Annotated in this window: 20 protein-coding genes and 1 pseudogene; 8 read left to right on the top strand and 13 right to left on the bottom strand. The window is 70.0% G+C overall.

Annotated elements, in window-relative coordinates; translation table 11 throughout:
* Positions 1 to 42: 42 nt before the first annotated feature.
* Positions 43 to 987: a LysR substrate-binding domain-containing protein gene (locus AB0M62_RS12015; protein WP_366074038.1), complete on the top strand. Its 945-nt coding sequence runs from the start codon at positions 43 to 45 to the stop codon at positions 985 to 987.
* Positions 988 to 1,054: 67 nt separating this feature from the next.
* Here AB0M62_RS12015 and AB0M62_RS12020 read toward each other — a convergent pair whose 3' ends face one another.
* From AB0M62_RS12020 to AB0M62_RS12030, 3 genes are read right to left on the bottom strand one after another with little or no spacing between them, the layout of a single operon-like run.
* Entirely contained in the window at positions 1,055 to 1,894 is an 840-nt protein-coding gene (locus AB0M62_RS12020; protein WP_366074039.1) for an FtsX-like permease family protein, read from the bottom strand.
* A gap of 9 nt (positions 1,895 to 1,903) precedes the next feature.
* Positions 1,904 to 2,221: a hypothetical protein gene (locus tag AB0M62_RS12025; protein WP_366074040.1), complete on the bottom strand. Its 318-nt coding sequence runs from the start codon at positions 2,219 to 2,221 to the stop codon at positions 1,904 to 1,906.
* Complete coding sequence (locus tag AB0M62_RS12030) at positions 2,218 to 3,144, bottom strand: SPFH domain-containing protein (protein WP_366074041.1); 927 nt, start codon at positions 3,142 to 3,144, stop codon at positions 2,218 to 2,220. Before AB0M62_RS12030 ends, AB0M62_RS12025 begins: the two co-directional genes overlap by 4 nt.
* A gap of 210 nt (positions 3,145 to 3,354) precedes the next feature.
* Here AB0M62_RS12030 and AB0M62_RS12035 point away from each other — a divergent pair, with 210 nt between their 5' ends.
* Positions 3,355 to 5,619, top strand: a complete 2,265-nt coding sequence (locus AB0M62_RS12035) for a transglycosylase domain-containing protein (protein ID WP_366074042.1) — start codon at positions 3,355 to 3,357, stop codon at positions 5,617 to 5,619.
* Positions 5,620 to 5,651: 32 nt separating this feature from the next.
* Here the strand turns inward: AB0M62_RS12035 and AB0M62_RS12040 are convergent, their stop codons facing one another.
* From AB0M62_RS12040 to AB0M62_RS12055, 4 genes are all read right to left on the bottom strand, one after another.
* Positions 5,652 to 6,497: a catalase gene (locus AB0M62_RS12040; RefSeq protein WP_366074043.1), complete on the bottom strand. Its 846-nt coding sequence runs from the start codon at positions 6,495 to 6,497 to the stop codon at positions 5,652 to 5,654.
* Positions 6,498 to 6,509: 12 nt separating this feature from the next.
* On the bottom strand, positions 6,510 to 8,648 hold the full coding sequence (locus tag AB0M62_RS12045; RefSeq protein ID WP_366074044.1) for an ATP-binding SpoIIE family protein phosphatase: 2,139 nt from the start codon (positions 8,646 to 8,648) through the stop codon (positions 6,510 to 6,512).
* A gap of 219 nt (positions 8,649 to 8,867) precedes the next feature.
* Positions 8,868 to 9,542, bottom strand: coding sequence for a DUF402 domain-containing protein (locus AB0M62_RS12050; RefSeq protein ID WP_366074045.1), 675 nt, complete (start codon positions 9,540 to 9,542; stop codon positions 8,868 to 8,870).
* A gap of 78 nt (positions 9,543 to 9,620) precedes the next feature.
* Positions 9,621 to 11,036 (bottom strand): class II fumarate hydratase, encoded by a 1,416-nt coding sequence (locus AB0M62_RS12055; protein ID WP_366074046.1) that lies wholly within the window; start codon positions 11,034 to 11,036, stop codon positions 9,621 to 9,623.
* A gap of 107 nt (positions 11,037 to 11,143) precedes the next feature.
* Here AB0M62_RS12055 and AB0M62_RS12060 point away from each other — a divergent pair, with 107 nt between their 5' ends.
* Positions 11,144 to 12,670 carry a ricin-type beta-trefoil lectin domain protein gene (locus AB0M62_RS12060; RefSeq protein ID WP_366074047.1) on the top strand — a complete coding sequence of 509 codons (1,527 nt, stop codon included), beginning with the start codon at positions 11,144 to 11,146 and terminating at the stop codon, positions 12,668 to 12,670.
* Between the two features lie 69 nt (positions 12,671 to 12,739).
* On the opposite strand, the gene AB0M62_RS12065 is transcribed toward AB0M62_RS12060, so the two are convergent.
* The gene (locus AB0M62_RS12065; protein WP_366074048.1) at positions 12,740 to 14,413 is read right to left on the bottom strand and encodes a fumarate hydratase; all 1,674 of its coding nucleotides are present in this window, start codon (positions 14,411 to 14,413) and stop codon (positions 12,740 to 12,742) included.
* Positions 14,414 to 14,566: 153 nt separating this feature from the next.
* Between AB0M62_RS12065 and AB0M62_RS12070 the strand changes: the two genes are divergently transcribed.
* Together AB0M62_RS12070 and AB0M62_RS12075 are read left to right on the top strand one after the other, a co-directional pair.
* On the top strand, positions 14,567 to 15,214 hold the full coding sequence (locus AB0M62_RS12070) for a DUF1707 domain-containing protein (protein WP_366074049.1): 648 nt from the start codon (positions 14,567 to 14,569) through the stop codon (positions 15,212 to 15,214).
* Positions 15,215 to 15,386: 172 nt separating this feature from the next.
* The gene (locus AB0M62_RS12075; RefSeq protein ID WP_366074050.1) at positions 15,387 to 15,755 is read left to right on the top strand and encodes a WhiB family transcriptional regulator; all 369 of its coding nucleotides are present in this window, start codon (positions 15,387 to 15,389) and stop codon (positions 15,753 to 15,755) included.
* Positions 15,756 to 15,863: 108 nt separating this feature from the next.
* Here the strand turns inward: AB0M62_RS12075 and glpX are convergent, their stop codons facing one another.
* Entirely contained in the window at positions 15,864 to 16,898 is a 1,035-nt protein-coding gene (gene glpX, locus AB0M62_RS12080; protein WP_366074051.1) for a class II fructose-bisphosphatase, read from the bottom strand.
* 169 nt (positions 16,899 to 17,067) lie between these two features.
* Here glpX and AB0M62_RS12085 point away from each other — a divergent pair, with 169 nt between their 5' ends.
* Positions 17,068 to 17,631 carry a DUF4245 domain-containing protein gene (locus AB0M62_RS12085; RefSeq protein ID WP_366074052.1) on the top strand — a complete coding sequence of 188 codons (564 nt, stop codon included), beginning with the start codon at positions 17,068 to 17,070 and terminating at the stop codon, positions 17,629 to 17,631.
* Between the two features lie 79 nt (positions 17,632 to 17,710).
* Here AB0M62_RS12085 and AB0M62_RS12090 read toward each other — a convergent pair whose 3' ends face one another.
* The 4 genes and pseudogenes from AB0M62_RS12090 to AB0M62_RS12105 form a co-directional block, all read right to left on the bottom strand.
* On the bottom strand, positions 17,711 to 18,301 hold the full coding sequence (locus AB0M62_RS12090; protein WP_366074053.1) for a malonic semialdehyde reductase: 591 nt from the start codon (positions 18,299 to 18,301) through the stop codon (positions 17,711 to 17,713).
* A gap of 119 nt (positions 18,302 to 18,420) precedes the next feature.
* Complete coding sequence (locus tag AB0M62_RS12095; protein ID WP_366074054.1) at positions 18,421 to 18,681, bottom strand: exodeoxyribonuclease VII small subunit; 261 nt, start codon at positions 18,679 to 18,681, stop codon at positions 18,421 to 18,423.
* Between the two features lie 113 nt (positions 18,682 to 18,794).
* Positions 18,795 to 20,003, bottom strand: a complete 1,209-nt coding sequence (xseA, locus tag AB0M62_RS12100; protein WP_366074055.1) for an exodeoxyribonuclease VII large subunit — start codon at positions 20,001 to 20,003, stop codon at positions 18,795 to 18,797.
* Positions 20,004 to 20,048: 45 nt separating this feature from the next.
* Positions 20,049 to 20,663, bottom strand: a pseudogene (locus tag AB0M62_RS12105) (amino acid permease); the annotation flags it as partial.
* Between the two features lie 97 nt (positions 20,664 to 20,760).
* Here AB0M62_RS12105 and AB0M62_RS12110 point away from each other — a divergent pair.
* Together AB0M62_RS12110 and ppgK are read left to right on the top strand one after the other, a co-directional pair.
* On the top strand, positions 20,761 to 21,750 hold the full coding sequence (locus AB0M62_RS12110; RefSeq protein WP_366074056.1) for a 4-hydroxy-3-methylbut-2-enyl diphosphate reductase: 990 nt from the start codon (positions 20,761 to 20,763) through the stop codon (positions 21,748 to 21,750).
* Between the two features lie 29 nt (positions 21,751 to 21,779).
* Entirely contained in the window at positions 21,780 to 22,517 is a 738-nt protein-coding gene (gene ppgK / locus AB0M62_RS12115; protein ID WP_366074057.1) for a polyphosphate--glucose phosphotransferase, read from the top strand.
* Position 22,518 lies beyond the last annotated feature (1 nt).

Below are 22,518 nucleotides of genomic sequence, written 5' to 3' on the forward strand. Positions count from 1 at the left end.
GTGGGTCGTCGCGATCGGAGGTACCTATCAGTGTCGCCCAGTATGAGGGGAACGGCCCGGGGCAAGCAGCCCACCCTCGCCCAGCTGCGTGCCTTCGCGGCCGTGGCCGAGCATCTGCACTTCCGGGACGCGGCCGCCGCGATCGGGATGAGTCAGCCCGCACTGTCGGGGGCCGTCTCGGCGCTGGAGGATGCTCTTGGCGTACAGCTGCTGGAGCGTACGACGCGCAAGGTGCTCCTCTCGTCCGCCGGAGAGCGGCTCGCCGTGCGGGCGAAGGCGGTCCTCGACGCGGTCGGGCATCTGGTGGAGGAGGCCGAGGCGGTACGGGCACCCTTCACCGGGGTGCTGCGGCTCGGGGTGATTCCCACGGTGGCGCCCTATCTGCTGCCGACTGTGCTGTGGCTGATTCATGAGCGCTACCCCGACCTGGACCTTCAGGTGCACGAGGAGCAGACCGCGTCGCTGCTGGAGGGGCTGTCCGGCGGGCGGCTCGACCTGTTGCTCCTCGCGGTGCCTCTCGGGGTGCCGGGTGTGACCGAACTGCCCTTGTTCGACGAGGATTTCGTGCTGGTGGCGCCGCGTGACCACTGGCTCGCGGGGCGCAGTGACATTCCGCGCGAGGCGCTGCGTGAGCTGGATCTGCTGCTGCTCGACGAGGGGCACTGTCTGCGGGATCAGGCGCTCGACATCTGCCGGGAGGCGGGTCGTACGGACGGGGCCGCGGTGACGACCACCGCGGCCGGGCTGTCGACCCTGGTGCAGCTCGTCGCGGGCGGCCTCGGGGTGACGCTGCTGCCGCGTACGGCCCTGCGGGTGGAGACCAGCCGCAACGACCACCTGGCCACCGGGTACTTCGCCGACCCGGCGCCGTCCCGCCGGGTCGCGCTGGCGATGCGTACGGGCGCGGCCCGGCAGGAGGAGTTCACCGCCTTCGCGGACGCGCTGCGGGAGGCGATGCGGCCGCTCCCGGTGTGGCCCGCCGAGTAGCGGTCCGCACCGGGAGCGGCGGGCTGTCAGGGCGGGCTGTCAGGGGCGGGCTGTCAGGGCGGGCCGGTCATTCGGTGCGCAGGCCGTCCGGGCGCATCAACCGCCACAGCGGGGGCAGGCAGAGTGCGGTGACCAGCAGAACCACACCGGCCCCGATGCCCGTCATGGTGGCGACCGGCATCCAGTCGACGGCGACGTCCGTGCCCGCCATCCTCAGCAGAACCGAGCCGAGTGCCATCCCCACGACGGAGGCGAGGGCGAGCCCGAGCGCGACCGGGACGGCGGTCTGCCACAGGATGGACCAGCTGAGTGTGACGCGGCGGGTGCCGAACGCCACCAGGGCGGACAACAGCTTTCGGCGCTCTCGTAGTTGCTCCAGTGTGGAGACCAGGAGGCTGGCACCGATGAGGACCAGCACGCCGGTCGCCCCGATGAACAGCCCCTTGCGGATGCTCGCGAACTTGGTCGACGTCTCGGTCGCCTGCACGGTAATCACGAACCCCAGCGGGTTCGCCCGGGAGGCGAGGTTGCGCACCCGGTCCGCGGCTGCCGGCTCGCGCGGGTCCAGTCTGACGAACACCGTGTACTGCATCGGCGCGCCGGGCACCCGGGCGAGCGCGCCCGGGGTGGCGAGGACGCCGCCGCGTTCGGTGCCGGTGGGGTCCGGGCGAGAGGGCAGACGCTGTGCGCTGCCCGGCACGGTCCACGCGATCTCGGCACCCTCGGAGCCGCCGCCGCTGTACGACGGGTCGATCACGAGCCGGCTGCCGGGCCGCCCGTACTCGTCCATGCCGCCGGCATCTTCGCCGCCCTGGGCGAGGAAGACGTCGCCGTCGCGGCAGGAGCCGATCCGGGCGGTCTCCTTGAGGGCAGAGATGGTGAGCTGGCCTTTCTTTCCCCAGGGCACCTGCGATTGTCACGATTCCGTACGGGGCTCCTCCGCCTCGCCGGAGTCTGGTGCGGGCTCCCGCCCGGCGTCCTGCGCGGTTGCCTGCGCGGCGTCCTGTGCGGCGGCCCTCGGCGGCCGCCCCCGGCGGGGGATCGGGCCGGTGCCGCCGGGCAGCCGGCCCGATTCGGCAAGCGCCCGCCGCAGCAGGAACTCGATCTGCGCGTTCGCGCTGCGCAGTTCGTCGCCCGCCCAGCGGGCCAGTGCCTCGTACACCAGCGGGTCCAGCCGCAGCAGCACCTGCTTGCGCTGCTGCGGCCTGCCCTGCGGGCTCCCGGGGTCCGTCACTGGTAAAGCGTGCCGGTGTTGAGGACGGGCTGGGCGGCCCGGTCGCCACACAGCACCACCATCAGATTGCTGACCATCGCCGCCTTCCGCTCGGAGTCGAGCTCCACGATGTCCTGCTCGGCGATCCGGGTGAGCGCCATCTCCACCATGCCGACCGCGCCCTCCACGATCTGCTTGCGGGCGGCGACAACGGCGCCGGCCTGCTGGCGCTGGAGCATCGCCGAGGCGATCTCGGGGGCGTAGGCGAGGTGGGTGAAGCGGGACTCGATGATGTGGACACCGGCCGCCTCCACCCGCGCGTGCAGTTCTATGGCGAGCTTCTCGGTGATTTCCTCGGCGTTGCCGCGCAACGAGAGGCCGTCCTCGTCATGGGCGTCGTACGGGTACTCGATGGCGATGTGACGGACGGCGGCCTCGGTCTGGGTGGAGACGAACTCCAGGAAGTCGTCGACCTCGAACATCGCCTGCGCGGTGTCCTCGACCTTCCAGACGACGACCGCGGCGAGCTCGATGGGGTTGCCGTAGGCGTCGTTGACCTTGAGTACGGCGGTCTCGTGGTTGCGCACCCGGGTCGAGATCTTCGCGCGTGAGGTCAGCGGATTGACCCAGCGCAGCCCGTCGGTGCGGATCGTGCCGCGGTACCGGCCGAAGAGCTGGACGACACGGGCCTCGCCCGGCGCCACCATGTTCAGCCCGCACATCGCGAGGAACGAGGCGATGGCGACCAAGACGCCCGTGATGATCAGGGCCGCCTTGACGCCGTCGGATCCCGCCGCGGCGCCGGCGACGACGAGGACAATGCCGCCGGCCAGACCGAGCAGGCCGAGGAGGAGAGCGAGACCTCCGCCGATGCTGCGGGCGGCGAACTCGCGGACGCGCGGTTCGGGCATCTGTGGGAGGTCCGTGGTGGCGGTCTCGGTCATGACTGGTCCCCGTTTCTGTCGTTCTGCGATCTAGCAAACTGATATCAGATTACACTCGCTCGCAACCATGCACAGCCCCCAGGAGTCGGTTCCGGTGAGACGGGTGCTCATTGTCACGTCCGGAAGGTCCGGATTGGCTGACCTTTGTCCACAGGCGCGGTGTTAGCTTTCTGAGCTGACGTCGGGGTTGACGAGCGGAGCAATGGAGTCATGGGCCGAGCAGAAGCACGACGAGCACGGCAGGGCGGTGCACGCCGGGCGAGGAAGGCGAAGAAGCCGGGCGGCATACGCCGCTTCTTCTCCTGGAAGAAGATGCTGGGCACCTTCTTCGGTCTCTGCCTGCTCGTGATGGGCGCGTTCGTGGCGCTCTACCTCTATGTGGACGAGCCGCAGCCCAACGCGCAGGCCCGGCTGCAGAGCAACATCTTCAAGTACAGCGACGGCAAGAAGGTCCTGGCCCGCACCGGCCAGGGGGTGAACCGGCAGATCGTCGGACTCGACCGGATCCCCAGAGACGTCCAGATGACCTTCCTCGCCGCCGAGAACAAGTCCTTCTACGAGGACTCCGGCATCGATTTCAAGGGCACAGCCCGCGGCCTGCTCAACACCCTCTCGGGCAAGGGCAAGCAGGGCGGCTCGACGATCACCCAGCAGTACGTCAAGAACTACTACCTCGAACAGGACCAGTCGGTCACCCGCAAGCTCAAGGAACTGGTGATCTCGCTCAAGGTCGACCAGCGCATGGACAAGGACGACATCCTCGCGGGGTACATCAACACCAGTTACTACGGGCGGGGTGCGCACGGCATCCAGGCCGCTGCCCAGGCGTACTACGGCATCGACGCGGACAAGCTGAACGTCGCGCAGGGTGCGTACCTTGCCGCTCTGCTCCAGGCGCCCAGCTCCTACGACTGGCACGCGGCCACCCCGACCGGCCGGAAGTTCGTCCAGGAGCGCTGGGACATCATCCTCGGACACATGATCGACATGGGGAAGCTCGACGAGGCGAAGCGCGCCACCCTGAAGTTCCCCATACCCAACGCGCCGAAGGCCGCGCCCGGTCTGGAGGGCCAGACCGGCTACCTTGTCGAGGCGGCCAGGGCGGAGCTGGAGCGGTCCGGGGTGTCCAAGCAGGACCTGGATGCCGGCGGCTGGACGATCACGCTCAACATCGACGAGAAGAAGCAGAAGAAGCTCGAGCAGGCCGTCGAGGACCAGCTCGAGTCCAAGCTCGACCGCAAGAAGAACCAGGTCGACGCGACTGTGCAGGCCGGAGCGACCTCGGTCGACCCGAAGACCGGACGCGTGGTCGCGATGTACGGCGGCACGGACGCCACCAAGCACTGGATCAACAACGCCACCCGGACCGACTACCAGCCGGGCTCGACCTTCAAGCCGTTCGTGCTCGCCTCCGCCATGGAGAACGGGTCGGTCACCCAGGACGGCAAGCCGATCAAGCCCAACACCGTCTACGACGGCACCAGCCGCCGTCCGGTCGAGGGCAGCGACACCCCCTTCGCCCCGCAGAACCTGGACAACAGGAGCTGGGGTCCGGTCACGGTCCAGAAGGGGACGAACCACTCGCTCAACTCCGTCTACGCCCAGATGATCGTGGACGTCGGACCGGACAAGGTGAAGAAGACCGCGCTCGACCTCGGTATGAAGGACCGGGGCGCGTTCGACGAGCGGCCGGCGATGTCGCTCGGCCCGATGGGCTCAAGCACGCTGGACATGGCGGCCGCCTACGCGACCCTCGACAACCACGGCGAGAAGGTCACCCCGGCGATCGTGAAGGCCGCCAAGCACGAAAGCCGCGAGGCCGACCTGCCCGAGCCGCTCGGCGGGCAGGCGATCAGCCGCGAGAGCGCCGACACGGTCACCAAGGTGCTGACGGGCGTCGTGAACGAGGGCTCGGCGAACGCGGTGAAGTCCAGCTCCTACGAGGCGGCCGGCAAGACCGGTACCTCCGAGCAGAACAAGTCCGCCTGGTTCACCGGCTACACACCCGAACTCACCACGGTCGTGGCGCTGTTCGGCGAGTCCACCAAGGAGGGCGGCGGTCAGGTCTCGCTGACCGGAACTGCCAACTCCGGCCGCGCCAACGGCGGTGGCTTCCCGGCCAGGATCTGGAAGCAGTACACGTCCGAAGCCCTGGCCGGCGGCGACGTGAACCAGCGGTTCGACCTGGAGACGGACATGGGTGTGGTCGAAGCGACCCAGACCCCGACCCAGGAGCCGACCGAGACGCAGGAGCCGGACCCGACCAACACCCCGACGGGTGAGCCGGACCCGACGCGTACGCCCACCCGGACCCCGGATCCGACCACCACGCCCGACCCGACGGAGTCGGCCGACGGCGGCCTGATCGGCGGACCCGGCGGCGACACGGGCGGCGGTGACACCGGCGGCGGCAACGGCAGCACCGGCGGCGACACCGGGGGCGACGAGAACACCCTGCGGCCGCCGAGGCCCTAGGGTGCCGGCGGCCGGGGGAGAGCGGCGAGCGGTCAGGTGCCGTTCACGTTCTTCGCGATCCGGTCGCCGATGTCCTTGTCGATGTTGCGCCAGTACTGCAGGACCCGGTCCAGCACCGGACGCGAGACCCCGGCGCTCAGGTGGCCGGTGACGTTGGACACGAGCCGGTCGCGCGCCGCGTCGTCCAGGACCTCGCGGACCATCGTGCCCGGCTGGCCCCAGTCGTCGTCCTCGCGGTGCAGGGAGTACGCCTCGCGCACCATGTCGCCCGCGGTGGCCCAGCCCGCAGGGTCGCCGAACTGCTCAACCGCGGCGGCCGGCCCGCCATAGGAGTTCGGTGCGTAGGGGCGGGCGGTCCGGGCCGGCTCGTACCGCATCGGGCCGTCCTTCGCGTACGAGTTGACCTGCGTGCGCGGCCGGTTGGGCGGCAGCTGCGCGTAGTTCGGGCCGATCCGGTATCGGTGGGTGTCGGGGTACGAGAAGAGCCGGCCGAGCAGCATCTTGTCCGGGGACGGGCCGATGCCCGGCACCATGTTCGAGGGCTCGAAGGCGGCCTGCTCGACATGGATGAAGTGGTCCTCCGGGTTCCTGTCGAGCGTCATCCGGCCGACGTCGATCAGCGGGTAGTCGCCGTGTGGCCACACCTTGGTCAGGTCGAACGGGTTGAACCGGTAGTCCGGGGCGTCCTGGAACGGCATGACCTGCACCTTCATGGTCCAGCTCGGCGCGTTTCCGGACTCGATCGACTCGTACAGATCGCGGCGGTGCCGGTCCGCGTCATGGCCGGCGAGTTCGTCCGCCTCGGCCTGGGGCAGGAAGTCGATGCCCTGGTCGGTCTTGATAAGGACGCCGGCGAAGAAACGCCCGAGACCACACAAGGGCGCCCACTGCTACGTCCGAGACGGCGCCGCCAGCTCGAACCAGACCACCTTTCCGCTGCTCAGCCGAGTCGCGCCCCACCGCCGCGCCAGCCGGTTGACCAGGAACAGTCCCCGGCCTCCCTCGTCGGTGTCCCGTGCCCGGCGCTGCCGAGGCAGCTGCGGGGAGTCGTCGCCGACCTCGCAGCGCAGTACGTCCGTACGCAGCAGGCGCAGCGTGACGGGCCGCTCGGCGTACCGCACGGCATTCGTCACCACCTCGCTGACCAGCAGCTCCACCGAGTCGGAGAGCTCCTCCAGGTCCCAGCGGGCCAGCGCGCGCCGGGCCAGTCGGCGGGCCCGCCCGGGGGCTCGTTCCTCCGGCTCAAGGAACCAGTACGCGACATCGCTCGGCGCGATCCCGTCGAAGCGGGCGGCGAGCAGCGCGATGTCGTCGTCCCGGTCGCCCGGCCCGAGCATGTCCAGGACGTCGTCGCAGAGCGCCTCCAGCGGCGGCGGGTGGTCCGGCCCGGTCAGCTGGGCGGTGGCCGCGAGCCGCTCCCGCAGCAGCTCGATACCGGTCCAGACGTCGCGCAGCCGGGACTCCACCAGGCCGTCTGTGTAGAGGAGCAGGGTGGCGCCGGCCGGGGCGTCCAGTTCGACCGCCTCGAAGTCGACGCCACCGACGCCGATGGGCGCGCCGGGCGGCACCCGCAGCACCTCGGCGCGGCCGCCGAGGTGCAGCAGCACGGGCGGCGGATGGCCGGCGTTGGCGATGGTGATCCGGTGCGACACCGGGTCGTACACGGCGTACAGGCAGGTCGCCATGCGGTCCGAGCCGAGCCGCTGGGCCTGCTCGTCGAGGTGGTGCAGCACCTCCGCCGGGGGCAGGTCGAGCTGGGCCAGTGTCTGCGCGGTGGTGCGCAGCTGGCCCATGATCGCTGCGGAGGTCATGGAGTGGCCCATGACATCGCCGACGACCAGCGCCACCCGGCTGCCCGGCAGCGGGATCGCGTCGTACCAGTCGCCGCCGACCCGGGCCGTCTCGGCGGCCGGCAGATACCGGCTGGCGAGCCGGACGCCGGTCGGCTGGGGCAGCGAGTCGGGGAGCATGGTGCGCTGCAGTTCGTCGGCGATGTAGGCCTCACGCCCGTACAGCACGGCCTTGTCGATGCCGAGCGCGGTGTGGGTGGCCAACTGGGCCGCCACGAGCAGGTCGTTGGGTTCGAACGCCGGCCTTTCGGGACGCCGCAGGAACACCGCCGCACCGATGACGCGGCGTCGGCCGCGCAGCGGGGCGAGGATCGCCCGGTGCCCGTTCGGCACCGGATGGTCCTCGCCCAGCAGTTCCGGCAGCGCGGCGCGCGCGGCGGCGGAAGCGCCGAACACCGGCCGTACGCCCCGGAGCACCTCGTCGAGCGCACCGCCGGGCCGGATCTCGCACAGTTCGGCGGCCGGCAGGTCGGCCTGCATGAACAGGTGCTGCCTGACCGGGTCGGTCTCCGGGTCGGCGTTGTTGTCCGTGCCCTCGTCGATCGGCCGGAGCCGGTCGGTCCGCCTGAGCCGTAACACCACGGGACCGGCGGGCCGTTCGTCGCCGACCGGCAGCGGGTCGCGCAGGTACACGAGGATTGCGTCGGAGAACGTCGGCACGGTGGCCCTGCAGAGTCCCAGCACGATCTCGTCGAGGTCTATGCCGCGCGCGATCCGCCGGGTGGCGGCGCCCACGAACCGCAGCCGGTCGCCCTCGCGCCGGGCCATCGCGGGATCGGCCGCCGGGCCGGCGTCCGCGCGTATGCCCGGGGGATCGGCGGCGACGCCACGGGCGCCCGGGGTGGCCGCGGAGCCCGCCATGCCGCGTGCGTCGGCCGCCTGGACGTGTGCGTCGGCTTTGACGTGGCCGTCGGCCTGAGCGAGGAGGTCCGCGTTGCCGTGCGCCTCTGCCTTGCCGTGGCCGTCCGCGGCGGCGGATCCCGGTCCGTCCTCCCGGGGCCTGGGGCGCGGCGACGCGGCGGACCGCGGCTGGGCGGGGACGACGTCCGCGGGGGCGCCTGCCGGGGTTCCGGCGGCCGTTCCGGAACGCCGCTGCAGCGCCCCGCGCGGGTCCGCGGGCGCGGTCGGCCGGGCAGCTCCGGGCTGCGGGCCTTCGTGGGAGGTGGAGTACTCCGTCACGCGTGGGATTCCGTCCGTTTGCGCTGGATGTGCGCTGCACTCAACTCAGTCGCGGTATACCCGCTCAGCGGGTGGGACACCGTCAACTCCTCTTTCTCGGCCCCTCTCGTCTTCCTCTTGTGACGTTCGCTCAAGATCTGTGCATGGCAACGGAATTGTGACTGTGCGGCCATACGGAGGACGATCCTACGTTTGAACCCCCGGGGCGCATCAAGGGTCTCATGAGGTCATATGCGCCGGGGTGCGGTCCCAGTCGTCCGGAAGTACCGGCACAGTCCACCGCGGGTCCGGGCGCCAGTCCTGCCAGCCGTCGCAGAACGGGCGGCCCCACGCCGTGATCACCTCGACCGCGGCATGCCCCGCCTTTCTTACGCGCCGGGCCTGTGCCGCGTTCATCAGTCCGACCCGCTGAGCCTGTGCGAACTCGTCCTCGTCCAGCCAGCACCAGCTGCGGTCGGGGTACACGGAGATGTCGAGGAAGTGGTCCTCGGAGTCGACGCCGCGGGCCCAGCGGGTGCGCGGGGCTTCCAGGTTGACGTACCAGTTCTTGAAGCGCCAGCCGCGCTCCCAGAACAGCCAGACCGACCACGGTTCGCCGGGCCGGGCCAGTTTCAGCACACCCGTGCCGAACCACCGCGAGCGGACGGTGGTTCGGGGCGCGGTGTAGCGGGTGGCGAGCGGCTCGTGGTGCACGGGCGTGCCGTCCGCGAGTACGGGCCTCACGCACTCGGTGCCCGGCGCCATCCACACCGCCAGCAGATCCGGGGTGTCCTCGACAACGGTCACCGGGCGGCAGATGTGGACATGGCCGTTTCCCTCCACGGCATTGCCGCGGTAGCGCCACAGGATGTGGTCCCCCGGTGCCCAGCGGGAAGTGCCCGTCGTACCTGTCATGCGCAGATCCTAGGGGCGGGCGCCGCCGGGCGCTGCGGTATAGATCACGACGCCGGGCGGGCCGGGTAAGGGCGCAGGTCAGGGTCGGGTCATACGCAGCACGTCCAGGGCTTCGTCCAGCTGTTCCAGGGTGAGGTCTCCACGCTCCACATAGCCGGATTCGAGGACGACCTCACGAATGGTCTTCCGTTCGGCCAGCGACTTCTTGGCCACCTTGGCGGCTTCCTCGTACCCGATGTACTTGTTGAGCGGCGTGACCACGGCCGGGGAGGACTCGGCGTACTCCCGGGCCCGCTCGGCGTTCGCCGTGATGCCGTCGACGGTACGGTCGGCCAGCAGGCGGGCGGCGTTGGCGAGCAGCCGTACGGATTCCAGCACGTTCTTGGCCATCACCGGCAGCATGACGTTGAGTTCGAAATTGCCCGAGGCGCCGGCCACCGCAACCGTGGTGTCGTTGCCGGTCACCTGGGCCGCGACCATCAGGACCGCCTCCGGGATCACCGGGTTCACCTTGCCCGGCATGATCGACGAGCCCGGCTGGAGATCCGGAAGACTGATCTCGGCCAGTCCGGTGCGCGGGCCGCTCGCCATCCAGCGCAGATCGTTGCAGATCTTCGTCAGCGCGACCGCGGCGGTCCGGAGTTGGCCGGAAGTCTCCACCAGCCCGTCCCGCGCTCCCTGCGCCTCGAAGTGGTTCCGGGCCTCGGTCAGCGGCAGGCCGGTGCTGTGGGCCACCTCGGCGATGACGGCGGCCGAGAAACCGGGCGGGGTATTGATGCCGGTGCCCACCGCGGTGCCGCCGAGGGGGAGTTCCGCGAGGCGCGGGAGAGCGGACGTCAGCCGTTCGACGCCGGCCCGGATCTGGGCCGCGTAACCGCCGAACTCCTGGCCGAGGGTGACCGGCGTCGCATCCATCAGGTGGGTGCGGCCGGCCTTGACAACCTGGTCGAATTCGGCTGATTTCCGCTCCAGCGAGGCCGCGAGATGCTCCAGGGCCGGGATGAGGTCGCCCGTCACAGCGGCGGTCGCGGCGATGTGGATGGAGGACGGGAAGACGTCGTTGGACGACTGCGACGCATTGACGTGGTCGTTGGGATGGACCTGACGGCCGATCCGCTCGCCGGCGAGGGTGGCGATGACCTCGTTCACGTTCATGTTGGACGAGGTGCCCGACCCGGTCTGGAAGACGTCAACCGGGAAGTGCTCGTCCCAGCGGCCCTCGGCGACCTCGGCCGCGGCCTGCTCAATCGCTTGCGCGATGTCCTTGTCCAGTACGCCCAGTTCCGCGTTCACCTTGGCCGCCGCCGCTTTGATCCGGGCCAGGGCCTCGATGTGGGCGCGCTCCAGACGCAGGCCGGAGATGGGGAAGTTCTCCACCGCACGTTGGGTCTGGGCCCGCCACTTGGCGTGCGCGGGGACCCGCACCTCACCCATGGAGTCGTGCTCGGTGCGGTACTGAGCCCCGGTCAGGTTGGCGTTCTCATCGGTCGTCATGTTGTCGTACCTCCTGAAAAGCTGAGCAATTGTCTTGTTCGCAGTGTTCCCAAGTCCCTTACTGGCCAGTAAATACCTTCGGTAACACTGAAATCGGGGAGGCGTTCATGACACGCACCAGACCCAGACTCAGATGTACCGTCGCCGCTCTCGCGGCGCTCGCGGCCGCCCTCGGCGGACTCACCGCAATCACCCCCACGGCCCAGGCGGCCCCGGCACCGGCCGCCCCCGCATCCACCCCCCTGCCACCCGCACTCGAGACCATCCGCGCCACCGAAGCCGCCAAGCTGTACGGCAGCCCCGCCGAACGCCCGCTCGCTGAGCGCAAGACCGGCCTCATCTCCCTCGGCGACAGCGAGATTTCCGGCGAGGGCGTCGGCACGTACGAACCCGGCACCAACGGCCCGTCGAACTGGTGCCACCGCTCGCCCGACGCCGCCATCCACCGCACCGCGATACCCGCGGACGTCACGTACAACGTGTCCTGCTCCGGCGCCGGTACCGGCAACATCCGCATCGGCGGCAGCAAGCAGCACGCCGACGAACTCGTGCAGAGCGACAACCTCGCCATCAAGGCCCGCAACACCCGGATCAAGATGGTGCTGCTGGTCGCCGGCGCCAACGACGACCTCCAGTTCGGGCCGGTGATCACCGACTGCGTCACCCGGTGGTTCACGTTCCAGGGCGCCTGCGAGCCCAAGTACAACCCGGGCTGGCAGGGCCGCATCGACGGCCTGGTGCCCAAGGTCGAGGCGACGGTGGCGGATCTGCGCACCGTCATGCGCGACGCGGGCTACGCCGACGGCGACTACAAGCTGGTCGTCATGGGCTATCCCGGCCCCATCGGCCCCGACATCTACGACAACCCGAATTATCCCGGGAAGATCCCGGGCGGGTGCACCGGCTACGACCAGGACGCCGTCTGGGCCCGCAACACCGCCGTACCCGGCTTCCAGAGCGGGATGCGCCGGGCGGCGAAGAACTCCGGAGCGCTCTACCTCGACAACTCCCGCCTGTTCCACGGCCACGAGGTGTGCATGGACGACGCATGGGCGCGCGGACTCTACGTCGACCTCACCAATCCCTTCCCCCCGGACTCGAACTCGGTGCGTCAGTCCTTCCACCCGAACGTACGGGGCCACGCCGCGTTCGCCTCGTGCCTGACCCAGCTCTACAACTCCGGCCTGAGTGAGGCCGCTTGCGCGGATCCGGCGAGCACCGGGACGCCTCAGCTCCATCCGGGCGCCTGGGACGACGCGTACGAGCCGCTGAGAAACGCGTCCACCGGCACCTGCGTGGACGTCTACAGCGCCAACAGCCGCAACGGCGCCAAGGTCGGAGGCTGGGACTGCAACGGTGCCCGCAACCAGGGCTGGTGGTACGACGCCGGCCGCAAGTCCCTGCACACCGAGCTGACGCACGACCGCTGCCTGGACGTCTCGAACGGCAGCTACACGGCAGGCACGGCGGTCGTCCTGTGGAACTGCCACGGCGGCGCCAACCAGCAGTTCGTGCGGCAGTCGGACACGCTCCGCCCCGCGGCCGCCACCGGCCTCTGCCTCACCCTCGCGGGGCCGAGGGAGCCGCTGCGGCTCCAGACCTGCACGGGCGCGGCGAACCAGCGGTTCGCGTAGAGGGCCCGGGTCCTCGGTCGCCGGACGGGCTGGGCGGTCAGCCCGTCCGGCGAAGCACCGCGGCAGGAACTATCCGAGCCCGGGGCCCCGGACCGGAATGGACGTGAAGGTCGGGGCCGGGGCCGGCTCGGTGAAGAAGTCGTTGCCCTTGTCGTCCACCACGATGAACGCCGGGAAGTCCTCCACCTCGATCTTCCAGACCGCTTCCATGCCGAGTTCCTCGTACTCGACGACCTCGACCTTCTTGATGCAGTCCTGCGCGAGCCGCGCTGCCGGACCGCCGATCGAGCCCAGGTAGAAGCCGCCGTGCGTGCCGCACGCGTCGGTGACCTGCTTGGAGCGGTTGCCCTTGGCCAGCATGACCTTGGAGCCGCCCGCCGCCTGGAACTGCTCGACATAACTGTCCATACGGCCGGCCGTGGTCGGGCCGAAGGAGCCGGAGGCGTAGCCCTCGGGGGTCTTGGCCGGACCCGCGTAGTAGACCGGGTGGTCCTTGAGGTACTGCGGCATGTCCTCGCCCGCGTCCAGCCGCTCCTTGATCTTGGCGTGCGCGATGTCGCGTGCCACCACCAGCGGACCGGTCAGCGAGAGCCGGGTCTTGACCGGGTACTTGCTGAGCTCGGCGAGCACGTCGTCCATGGGCCGGTTCAGGTCCACCCGTACGACGTCGCCGGCGCTTTCCAGGTGCTCGTCGGTGGTGTCCGGCAGGAAGCGCGCCGGATCGGTCTCCAGCTGCTCCAGGAACACGCCCTCGGCGGTGATCTTCGCGACGGCCTGGCGGTCGGCCGAGCAGGACACGGCGATCGCCACGGGCAGCGAGGCGCCGTGGCGCGGCAGCCGGACGACGCGGACGTCGTGGCAGAAGTACTTGCCCCCGAACTGCGCGCCGATGCCGATCTTCTGGGTCAGTTCGAAGACCTTCTCCTCCAGCTCCTTGTCACGGAAGCCGTGACCGGCGGGGGAGCCCTCGGAGGGCAGCTCGTCGAGGTAGTGCGCCGAGGCGTACTTCGCGGTCTTCAGCGCGAACTCCGCGGACGTGCCGCCCACGACGATCGCCAGGTGGTACGGCGGGCAGGCGGCCGTGCCGAGTGAGCGGATCTTCTCCTCCAGGAACTTCATCATGGAGCCCTCGTTGAGGACCGCCTTCGTCTCCTGGAAGAGGAAGGACTTGTTGGCGGAGCCGCCGCCCTTCGCCATGAAGAGGAACTTGTACGCGCCGCCGTCGGTCGCGTACAGCTCGATCTGGGCGGGCAGATTGGAGCCGGTGTTCTTCTCCTCCCACATGGTGAGGGGAGCCATCTGCGAGTAGCGCAGGTTCAGCTTGGTGTACGCGTCGAAGACGCCCCGTGAGAGGGCTTCCTCGTCGCCGCCCTCCGTGAGGACGTTCTGGCCGCGCTTGCCCATGACGATCGCCGTGCCGGTGTCCTGGCACATGGGCAGCACACCGGCCGCCGCGATGTTGGCGTTCTTGAGCAGGTCGAGGGCGACGAACTTGTCGTTCGAGGACGCCTCTGGGTCGTCGATGATGCGCCGCAGCTGTGCAAGGTGGGCCGGCCGCAGGTAGTGCGAGATGTCGTGCATGGCCTCGGCGGCGAGCGTGCGCAGCGCCTCCGGGGCGACCTTGAGGAACGTACGCCCGTCCGCCTCGAAGGTGGAGACGCCTTCGGAGGTCACCAGCCGGTACGGGGTGGTGTCCTCTCCCAGGGGGAGCAGATCGGTGTACGCAAACTCGGGCACGGCCATTCCTCACTCGGCAGACGGCGGCGCTGGCGTCCATTGACAGCGCGTCAACCAGGGTAGGACCTGCCGGACTGGCCGGGGTTGTGAGGTAGGGCTCAGTGGGGAACGCCTCATCCGCCACTATCGCGATCTATCGTGTCTCGGTATGCTCGGCGGGTGGACCTGGAAAAGCATGAGCCCTCAGCCGTACGTGCGTCCGACGCCGACCGGGACCGGATCTCCGACATCCTCCGGGACGCGCTGGCCGACGGCCGGCTGACCGCCGAGGAGCACTCCGAGCGGATCGACAGCGCGTACGCGGCCAAGACCCTCGGCGAACTCGAGCCGCTGGTACGGGACCTGCCCGCGGCCGGCCCGCACCGGCCCGTGGCGCCGGCCCCCGCGTGGGCCCCGCCCACGCCGCCGACCGGACCGGTCGCCACCGAGAACCTCGTCGCCGTGTTCAGCAGCTCGACCCGCAGAGGCCGTTGGCGTCCCGGCGTGCGCACCCGTGCCGTCTCCGTCTTCGGCAGCGTCGAGATCGACCTCACCGAGGCGGTGTTCGAGCAGCAGCACATCGAGATCAACGCGACGTCCGTCTTCGGCAATGTCGAGGTCCGGGTCCCGGAGAACATCACCCTGCGGGGGTTCGGCACAGGCGTCTTCGGGAACTTCGAGGTGAGGACCAACGAGGACGCCGACCCTCAGGCCCCGGTGGTGTTCATCCGCGGCTTCTCGGTCTTCGGCAACATCGAGGCGCGTCCGAAGCGCGGCAAGCGGCTCGTCGATCTGCACGACCGGCTTCGCAAGCACATCGGGCACTGACTCGTAAGGGTCCGGGGAGCGCATGCCAGGCGCCCGGCCGTGAAGCGGCGGAGCGCGAGTCGGGAACCGGTCGGAATTCCGAGTACCGGAACTCAGTGCATAGGCGCGCGCACAGCGGGTAGGGACTGCTGCATCGTCTCTCGCTCGCGAAGCCGTCGTCAGGAGTAGACCCGTGCTGCAACCGCCGCATCAGTCCCCGCAGGTCGCCGCAGTTCCGAGCCAGCGGGGGCCGGCTCGGGAAGATGCCGGACCCTGGCACTCGGAGGCGGTGTGCCGCCGGGACGAAGCCGGGCTGTTCTTCGCCCCCTCCAAAGAACCGACGGCCGCAAGGCTTTCGCGTGAGGAGGCCGCGAAACGGGTCTGCGCACGCTGTCCGGTCATGGTCGACTGCCGGGAGCACGCGCTGCTCCAGCCGGAGCCGTACGGCGTGTGGGGCGGCCTGACGGCCGCCGAGCGCCGGGTTGTCCTGGCCCGGCGCAGGCGCCGTGAGATGGAACTGCGCAATGCGGCCCCGACGGGCCCGATCGCGGCCGCGGGCTGATCGTCCGTACGGGAAGAGGGGCGGCCCCCGCCGCACAACGGGGGCCGCCCCTCTTTTCCGTACCTGCCGCGTTCGCCGTACCTGGCGCGGCCGCCGATCTACTGCGGCCTACTGCGCGCGGTCGAAGTCGATGGCGCTGTAGGCGCGCAGCTTCGACAGGCGGTGAGTGGAGTCGATCTTGCGGATGGTGCCCGACTTGGAGCGCATCACCAGCGAGGAGGTGGTCGCCGTCTCGGCGCGGTAGTGGACTCCGCGCAGAAGCTCGCCGTCCGTGATGCCGGTCGCCACGAAGAACACGTTGTCGCCGCTGACCAGGTCGTTCGTGTGCAGCACGCGGTCGAGGTCGTGACCGGCGTCGAGCGCGCGCTGACGCTCGGCCTCGTCCTTGGGCCAGAGCTTGCCCTGGATGGTTCCGCCGAGGCACTTGATCGCGCAGGCCGAGATGATGCCCTCGGGGGTGCCGCCGATGCCCATCAGCATGTCCACGCCGGTGTCTTCACGTGCGGCCATGACCGAGCCGGCCACGTCGCCGTCGGAGATGAACTTGATCCGGGCGCCGGTCTCGCGGATCTCCTTGACGATGCCCTCGTGGCGCGGGCGGTCCAGGATGACGACGGTGACGTCCTCGGGCGACATGTTCTTGGCCTTGGCGACGCGGCGGATGTTGACCGACGTCGGCGCGGTGATGTCGACGAAGTCGGCCGCCTCGGGGCCGACCACCAGCTTGTCCATGTAGAAGACCGCGGAGGGGTCGAACATGGTGCCGCGGTCGGCGGCGGCCAGCACGGCGATGGCGTTGGGCATGCCCTTGGCGTTGAGCGTGGTGCCGTCGATGGGGTCCACGGCGATGTCGACCTCGGCACCGGTGCCGTCGCCGACCCGCTCGCCGTTGAACAGCATCGGAGCTTCGTCCTTCTCGCCCTCGCCGATGACGACGACGCCGTTCATCGAGACGGTGGAGACCAGAGTCCGCATTGCCCTGACGGCCGCACCGTCCGCACCGATCTTGTCGCCGCGGCCGACCCACCGGCCGGCAGCCATGGCGGCGGCCTCGGTGACCCGGACAAGTTCCATGGCGAGGTTGCGGTCGGGAGCCTCGGGGGAGACCTCGAGCTGGGACGGCAAGTTGTTGTGCTCGGACATCGGAGCGCACCTTTCTGTACGACGACGGCCGGAAAAGAGGGTGCTGCGACTCTATCGGTACGTCGATAAATTGAGCAGTGCGGGGCACGTATGAGCGGCATATCGGTATCCGCTCGGAATGGGCAACCCCTGGCGCAGCCGACCGCCGGGCATGGGGGACGATGGACCCGTGGCAGGTATGCGAGGCAAGCAGACGGTGTGGGACATGACGCTGTCGATGGCGGTGATCGGCATCGCCGTCGCTGTCATCTACGTGTTCATTCCCCACGACGAGGACGCGGACCCGGTCAGGGCGGTCGACTACCGCGTCGAACTCCTGACGGCCCGGCGCGCGGCCCCCTATCCGGTCGCCGCCCCCGAGGGGCTGGCGAAGGACTGGCGGCCCACGTCGGTGTCGTACGAACGGCAGAGCAGCAACGCCTGGCACCTGGGCTTCCTCGACCCGGACGGGGAGTACGTGGCGGTGGAGCAGTCCACCGCCCCCGCGGACAAGTACATCCGCCAGGTCAGCCAGAACGCCGAGGAGACCGAGCGGACGCAGCGGATCGGCGACGAGACCTGGCAGCGCTGGGAGGGCCCGAAGTACGACGCGCTGGTGCTCAAGGAGCAGGGTGCGACGACGGTGGTCACGGGCACGGCGTCGTACGAGCAGCTGGCGAAGATGGCGGCGGCGCTGAAGACGAAGACGCCTGAAGCAAGCCCTGGCCCCGAAGCCCTCAACGCTAAGCCCTGACGCGTCGCGCGTGCACGAAGGCCGCCCGCCCCGGAATCCGGGGCGGGCGGCCATTTCACGTGGGGATCGCCCCCGCGCGTCAGACGGTGGTGACGACCTCGTCGTACGCCAGACGCGGGCCGCGCGGGAAGGGTGCCTCGTCGCCCGGCTTGCCGATGTTCACGACCATCACCGGGGTGTGGTCACCGTCCAGGAACTCCTTCTGTACGCCGGCGAAGTCGAAGCCCGTCATCGGGCCCGCGGCCAGGCCGGCGGCGCGGACGCCGACGATGAAGTACGCGGCCTGGAGGGCGGCGTTGACCAGAGCGGACTGCTCGCGGACCGGGCGCTCGGCGAAGAACATGTCCTTGACCTGCGGGAAATGCGGGAACAGCTGCGGGAGCTCCTCGTGGAACTCGTTGTCCGCGGCGAGGATCGCCACCAGCGGTGCGGCGGCGGTCTTCGGGCGGTTGGCCTCGGCCATGTGCTGGACCAGGCGCCCGCGGGCCTCGGCGGAGCGGACCAGTACGACGCGCAACGGAGTCTGGTTGAAGGCGGTCGGACCGAACTTGACCAGGTCGTAGATCGCCTGCACCTGCTCCTCGGTCACCGGCTCGTCGGAGAACGTGTTGGCGGTGCGGGCCTCGCGGAAGAGGAGGTCCTGGGCGGCGGAGTCAAGAACGAGGGTCATTCTGGCGTACCTTCCGGAAAAAAGAGGATCTTTACAGCGGGTGTAACCGCAGCCCGGTAGGTTAAATTTCAATTATATGCGGACAGTGACCCGGCTCACGCCGAGCGCGCCGTACCCGCTCAGTCTCCGGCACTCCCGGCGGGCCCGTCCCCACCCTCGGAGAGCGCCGCGTCGAGCCTGGCGCGCGCGCCCTCGAGCCAGCGGCGGCAGACCTTTGCCAGCTCCTCGCCCCGCTCCCACAGGGCCAGGGACTCCTCGAGCGTCGTGCCGCCCGCCTCCAGCCGGCGTACGACCTCGATCAGCTCGTCCCGCGCCTGCTCGTAACCGAGCGTGCCCGCGGCGGCAGCCGCTGATGTCTCTGCGTCCGTCTTTGCAGCCATGCGATCCACCCTATGTGCGAGGTACGACAACGATTTCGGCGCCAGGCTTCTGCGCCGCGGGTGCGGCGCCAGTGTTTCGGCGCCGGGGATTCGGCGACGGGCGGATGACGTGCTCAGTCGGTGACCCGCACCGTGAGCTCGCCCTCCGCGACCCGCGCGCGCAGCTCCTCGCCGGCGCTCGCGTCCTCGGGGGAACGGACCACATGGCCGTCCGCCCGCTGGAGCACCGCGTACCCCCGCTCCAGCGTCGCCGCGGGCGAGAGCGCGACCACCCGCGCCCGGGTGTGGGACAGCTCGGAGTCCGCGCGGTCCAGCAGGTGGCCCAGGGTGCGGCGGCTCCGCCCGACGAGCGCGTCCACGAAGTCCTCGCGGTCCTCGATCATCCGGTGCGGTCGCTCCATCACCGGCCGGCCGAGCGCGTGGGCGAGGCCCCGCTCCTCCCGCTCCAGCACCCCTCGTACGGTCCGCAGCGCCCGGTCCCTCAGGAGCTGCACCCGGTCCAGCTCCTCCCCGACGTCCGGCACGACCTTCTTCGCCGCGTCCGTTGGCGTCGACGCCCGCAGGTCCGCGACGAGGTCGAGCAGCGGCGAGTCGGGCTCGTGCCCGATGGCCGAGACGACCGGTGTACGGGCCGACGCCACCGCCCGTACCAACTGCTCGTCGGAGAACGGCAGCAGGTCCTCCACGCTGCCCCCGCCGCGCGCCACGATGATCACGTCCACATCCGGCAGCTCGTCCAGTTCCTTGACCGCCTGGACGACCTGGGTGACCGCGTTCACCCCCTGCACGGCCACGTTCCGCACCTCGAACCGCACCGCGGGCCACCGCCGCCGCGCGTTCTCCAGGACGTCCCGCTCGGCCGCCGACGCGCGTCCGCAGACCAGCCCCACGAGCTGGGGCAGAAAGGGGAGCGACCGCTTCCGGTCCGCCGCGAACAGCCCCTCGCCCGCCAGGGTCCGCTTCAACTGCTCCAGCCGGGCGAGCAGCTCACCGATCCCGACCGGCCTTATCTCCGTGGCCCGCAGCGACAGCTGCCCGCGCGGCGCGTACCACTCGGGCTTCGCCAGTACGACGACCCGCGCGCCCTCCGACACCACATCCGCGACCGCGTCGAAGACCTGCCGGTAGCAGGTGACGCCGACCGAGATGTCGTGCGACGGGTCCCGAAGGGTCAGAAAGACGACACCGGCACCCGGGCGGCGCGACAGCTGTGTGATCTGCCCCTCGACCCACACGGCCCCGAGCCGGTCGATCCATCCCCCGATGAGCCGCGACACCTGGCCGACGGGCAGCGGCGCATCCGCAGACGTATTGAGAGCCATGTACGCAGATTAGGGGGTGGCACCGACACGGCGGTGCCTCTGGGCGGCGAGCACCACAAGTCCGGCGCCCAGCCACACCAGCCCGACCAGCTGGGCCGTGCGCGAGGCCTCCACGATCACAGCGATCGTCACCGCTGCCCCCAGCACCGGCACCACCAGGTGCAGCCACCGGTTCGGGGCACCCTCACTCCGTTTCACCACGAACCAGCCGACCACCGACGCGTGCAGCAGCGCGGTGGTCACCACCACGGCGATCGCCGTCCACACCCACCGGTCCACACTCGGGACCAGCGCCTCCATGGCGATCCCGGAGAACAGATAGGCGACGGCCGGGATCAGCAGATAGTCGAGCATCGCCATCCACCCCGCGATGAACCCCGGCCCCTCCCCCAGGCCCTTGCGCGCGTACGTGAAGACGGAGCCGGCCTGCGGGGCGACCCGCACCATCTGCGCGTAACTGAAAGCGGTGAACGCCATCGCGACCGTCGCGACCGTCGCGACCAGGTAGACCAGCGCCACCGCCCCGTGCGACTTGGCGTCCAGCGTCCCGAACACACCCACCGGCGCCATCGGAGCGATGAAGGGCAGTCCGTACACGACCAGATCCCGGAATCCGAGACTCCGCCGGAGCCGCCCGTCCTCGTCGCCGCTCCCGGACATCTCGCCTCCGTGCGTCTGCTCTGCACCTGCCGCGGACATCACGCGACTCGGTCCGAGCCCCCCAGTGGATCTCTGGTCTGTCGGACGCGGCCTTACGATGGGGGGCATGACTGCTACGACTTCCCGCCGCGTCCTCCTCGCAGCCCCCCGCGGATACTGCGCCGGCGTGGACCGAGCCGTGATCGCCGTCGAGAAGGCCCTCGAGCAGTACGGAGCGCCGATCTACGTCCGCAAGGAGATCGTGCACAACAAGTACGTCGTTCAGACCCTGGAGAAAAAGGGCGCCATCTTCGTGGACGAGACGGAGGAAGTCCCCGAGGGATCCATCGTGGTCTTCTCCGCGCACGGCGTCGCGCCCGTCGTCCACGACGAGGCCGCCGAACGCAAGCTCGCCACCATCGACGCCACCTGTCCGCTGGTCACCAAGGTCCACAAGGAAGCCGTCCGGTTCGCCAAGGACGACTACGACATCCTCCTGATCGGCCACGAGGGCCACGAGGAGGTCGTCGGCACCAGCGGCGAGGCCCCCGAGCACATCACCCTGGTCGACGGGCCCGAGGACGTCGCCAACGTCTCCGTCCGCGACGAGTCCAAGGTGGTCTGGCTCTCCCAGACCACCCTCTCCGTCGACGAGACGATGGAGACGGTCGACGCGCTCAAGGAGAAGTTCCCGCAGCTGATCTCGCCCCCGAGTGACGACATCTGCTACGCCACCCAGAACCGCCAGATCGCGGTGAAGCAGATGGGCGCCGACGCGGACCTGGTCATCGTCGTCGGCTCCAAGAACTCCTCCAACTCGGTACGCCTGGTTGAGGTCGCCCTCGGCGCGGGAGCTCGCGACGCCCACCTGGTCGACTTCGCCGACGAGATCGACGAAGCCTGGCTGAACGGCGTGACGACGGTCGGCGTCACCTCGGGCGCCTCGGTCCCGGAGATCCTGGTGCAGGGCGTTCTGGAGTGGCTGGCCGCACGCGGCTACGCCGACGTGGAACTGGTCACGGCCGCCGAGGAGTCGATCACCTTCTCCCTGCCCAAGGAACTGCGCCGCGACCTGCGCGCCGAGGCGGCAGACCTGTCGGGCCGGTAAGCCCCGCCGCTGCACGTAACGTGGAGCCCATGCAGATCTTCGGCGTGGACATCGGCGGATCCGGGATCAAGGGCGCTCCCGTGGACCTGGACCGTGGAGACTTGGCGCAGGAGCGCCACAAGGTACTGACCCCGCAGCCGGCCACCCCCGACAAGGTGGCCGACTGCGTCGCGGAGGCCGTCGGCCATTTCGGCTGGTCGGGCCCCGTCGGCGTCACCTTCCCCGGCGTCGTCACCGACGGCATCACCCGTACCGCGGCCAACGTCGACAGAAGCTGGGTCGACACCGACGCCCGCGCGCTGCTCAGTGAACGACTGGGCCTGCCGGTCACCGTCCTCAACGACGCCGACGCCGCCGGCCTGGCCGAGATGACGTTCGGGGCGGGGCGTGATCGCAAGGGGACGGTCATCATGCTGACCTTCGGTACGGGCATCGGCAGCGCGGTCTTCACCGACGGGCGGCTCGTCGCGAACACCGAGATGGGCCACCTGGAGCTGCACGGTCACGAGGCGGAGAAGCACGCCTCCACCAAGGTCAAGGACGAAAAGGGCCTCAACTGGCACCAGTGGGCGCACCGGGTCCAGATGTACCTGGCCCATGTGGAGATGCTGTTCTCGCCCGAGCTGTTCATCATCGGCGGCGGGGTCAGCCGCAAGGCCGACAAGTTCCTGCCCCTCATCGAGGGCATCCGGGCCGAGACGGTCCCGGCCGAGCTGCGGAACAACGCGGGAATCGTGGGCGCGGCGATGGCGGCGGCGGGCCGCTAGC

This window comes from Streptomyces sp. NPDC051219 (genome assembly GCF_040682335.1).
Taxonomy (GTDB): Bacteria; Actinomycetota; Actinomycetes; order Streptomycetales; family Streptomycetaceae; genus Streptomyces.

Excerpts from the sequence above, each read along its gene's own strand:
- AB0M62_RS12090 (WP_366074053.1), bottom strand. The coding sequence starts at position 18,301 with ATGACCCTCGTTCTTGACTCCGCCGCCCAGGACCTCCTCTTCCGCGAG.
- glpX (WP_366074051.1), bottom strand. The coding sequence starts at position 16,898 with ATGTCCGAGCACAACAACTTGCCGTCCCAGCTCGAGGTCTCCCCCGAG.
- ppgK (WP_366074057.1), top strand. The coding sequence starts at position 21,780 with ATGCAGATCTTCGGCGTGGACATCGGCGGATCCGGGATCAAGGGCGCT.
- xseA (WP_366074055.1), bottom strand. The coding sequence starts at position 20,003 with ATGGCTCTCAATACGTCTGCGGATGCGCCGCTGCCCGTCGGCCAGGTG.
- AB0M62_RS12050 (WP_366074045.1), bottom strand. The coding sequence starts at position 9,542 with ATGACAGGTACGACGGGCACTTCCCGCTGGGCACCGGGGGACCACATC.
- AB0M62_RS12015 (WP_366074038.1), top strand. The coding sequence starts at position 43 with ATGAGGGGAACGGCCCGGGGCAAGCAGCCCACCCTCGCCCAGCTGCGT.
- AB0M62_RS12030 (WP_366074041.1), bottom strand. The coding sequence starts at position 3,144 with ATGACCGAGACCGCCACCACGGACCTCCCACAGATGCCCGAACCGCGC.
- AB0M62_RS12060 (WP_366074047.1), top strand. The coding sequence starts at position 11,144 with ATGACACGCACCAGACCCAGACTCAGATGTACCGTCGCCGCTCTCGCG.
- AB0M62_RS12065 (WP_366074048.1), bottom strand. The coding sequence starts at position 14,413 with ATGGCCGTGCCCGAGTTTGCGTACACCGATCTGCTCCCCCTGGGAGAG.
- AB0M62_RS12055 (WP_366074046.1), bottom strand. The coding sequence starts at position 11,036 with ATGACGACCGATGAGAACGCCAACCTGACCGGGGCTCAGTACCGCACC.
- AB0M62_RS12095 (WP_366074054.1), bottom strand. The coding sequence starts at position 18,681 with ATGGCTGCAAAGACGGACGCAGAGACATCAGCGGCTGCCGCCGCGGGC.
- AB0M62_RS12110 (WP_366074056.1), top strand. The coding sequence starts at position 20,761 with ATGGGGGGCATGACTGCTACGACTTCCCGCCGCGTCCTCCTCGCAGCC.
- AB0M62_RS12035 (WP_366074042.1), top strand. The coding sequence starts at position 3,355 with ATGGGCCGAGCAGAAGCACGACGAGCACGGCAGGGCGGTGCACGCCGG.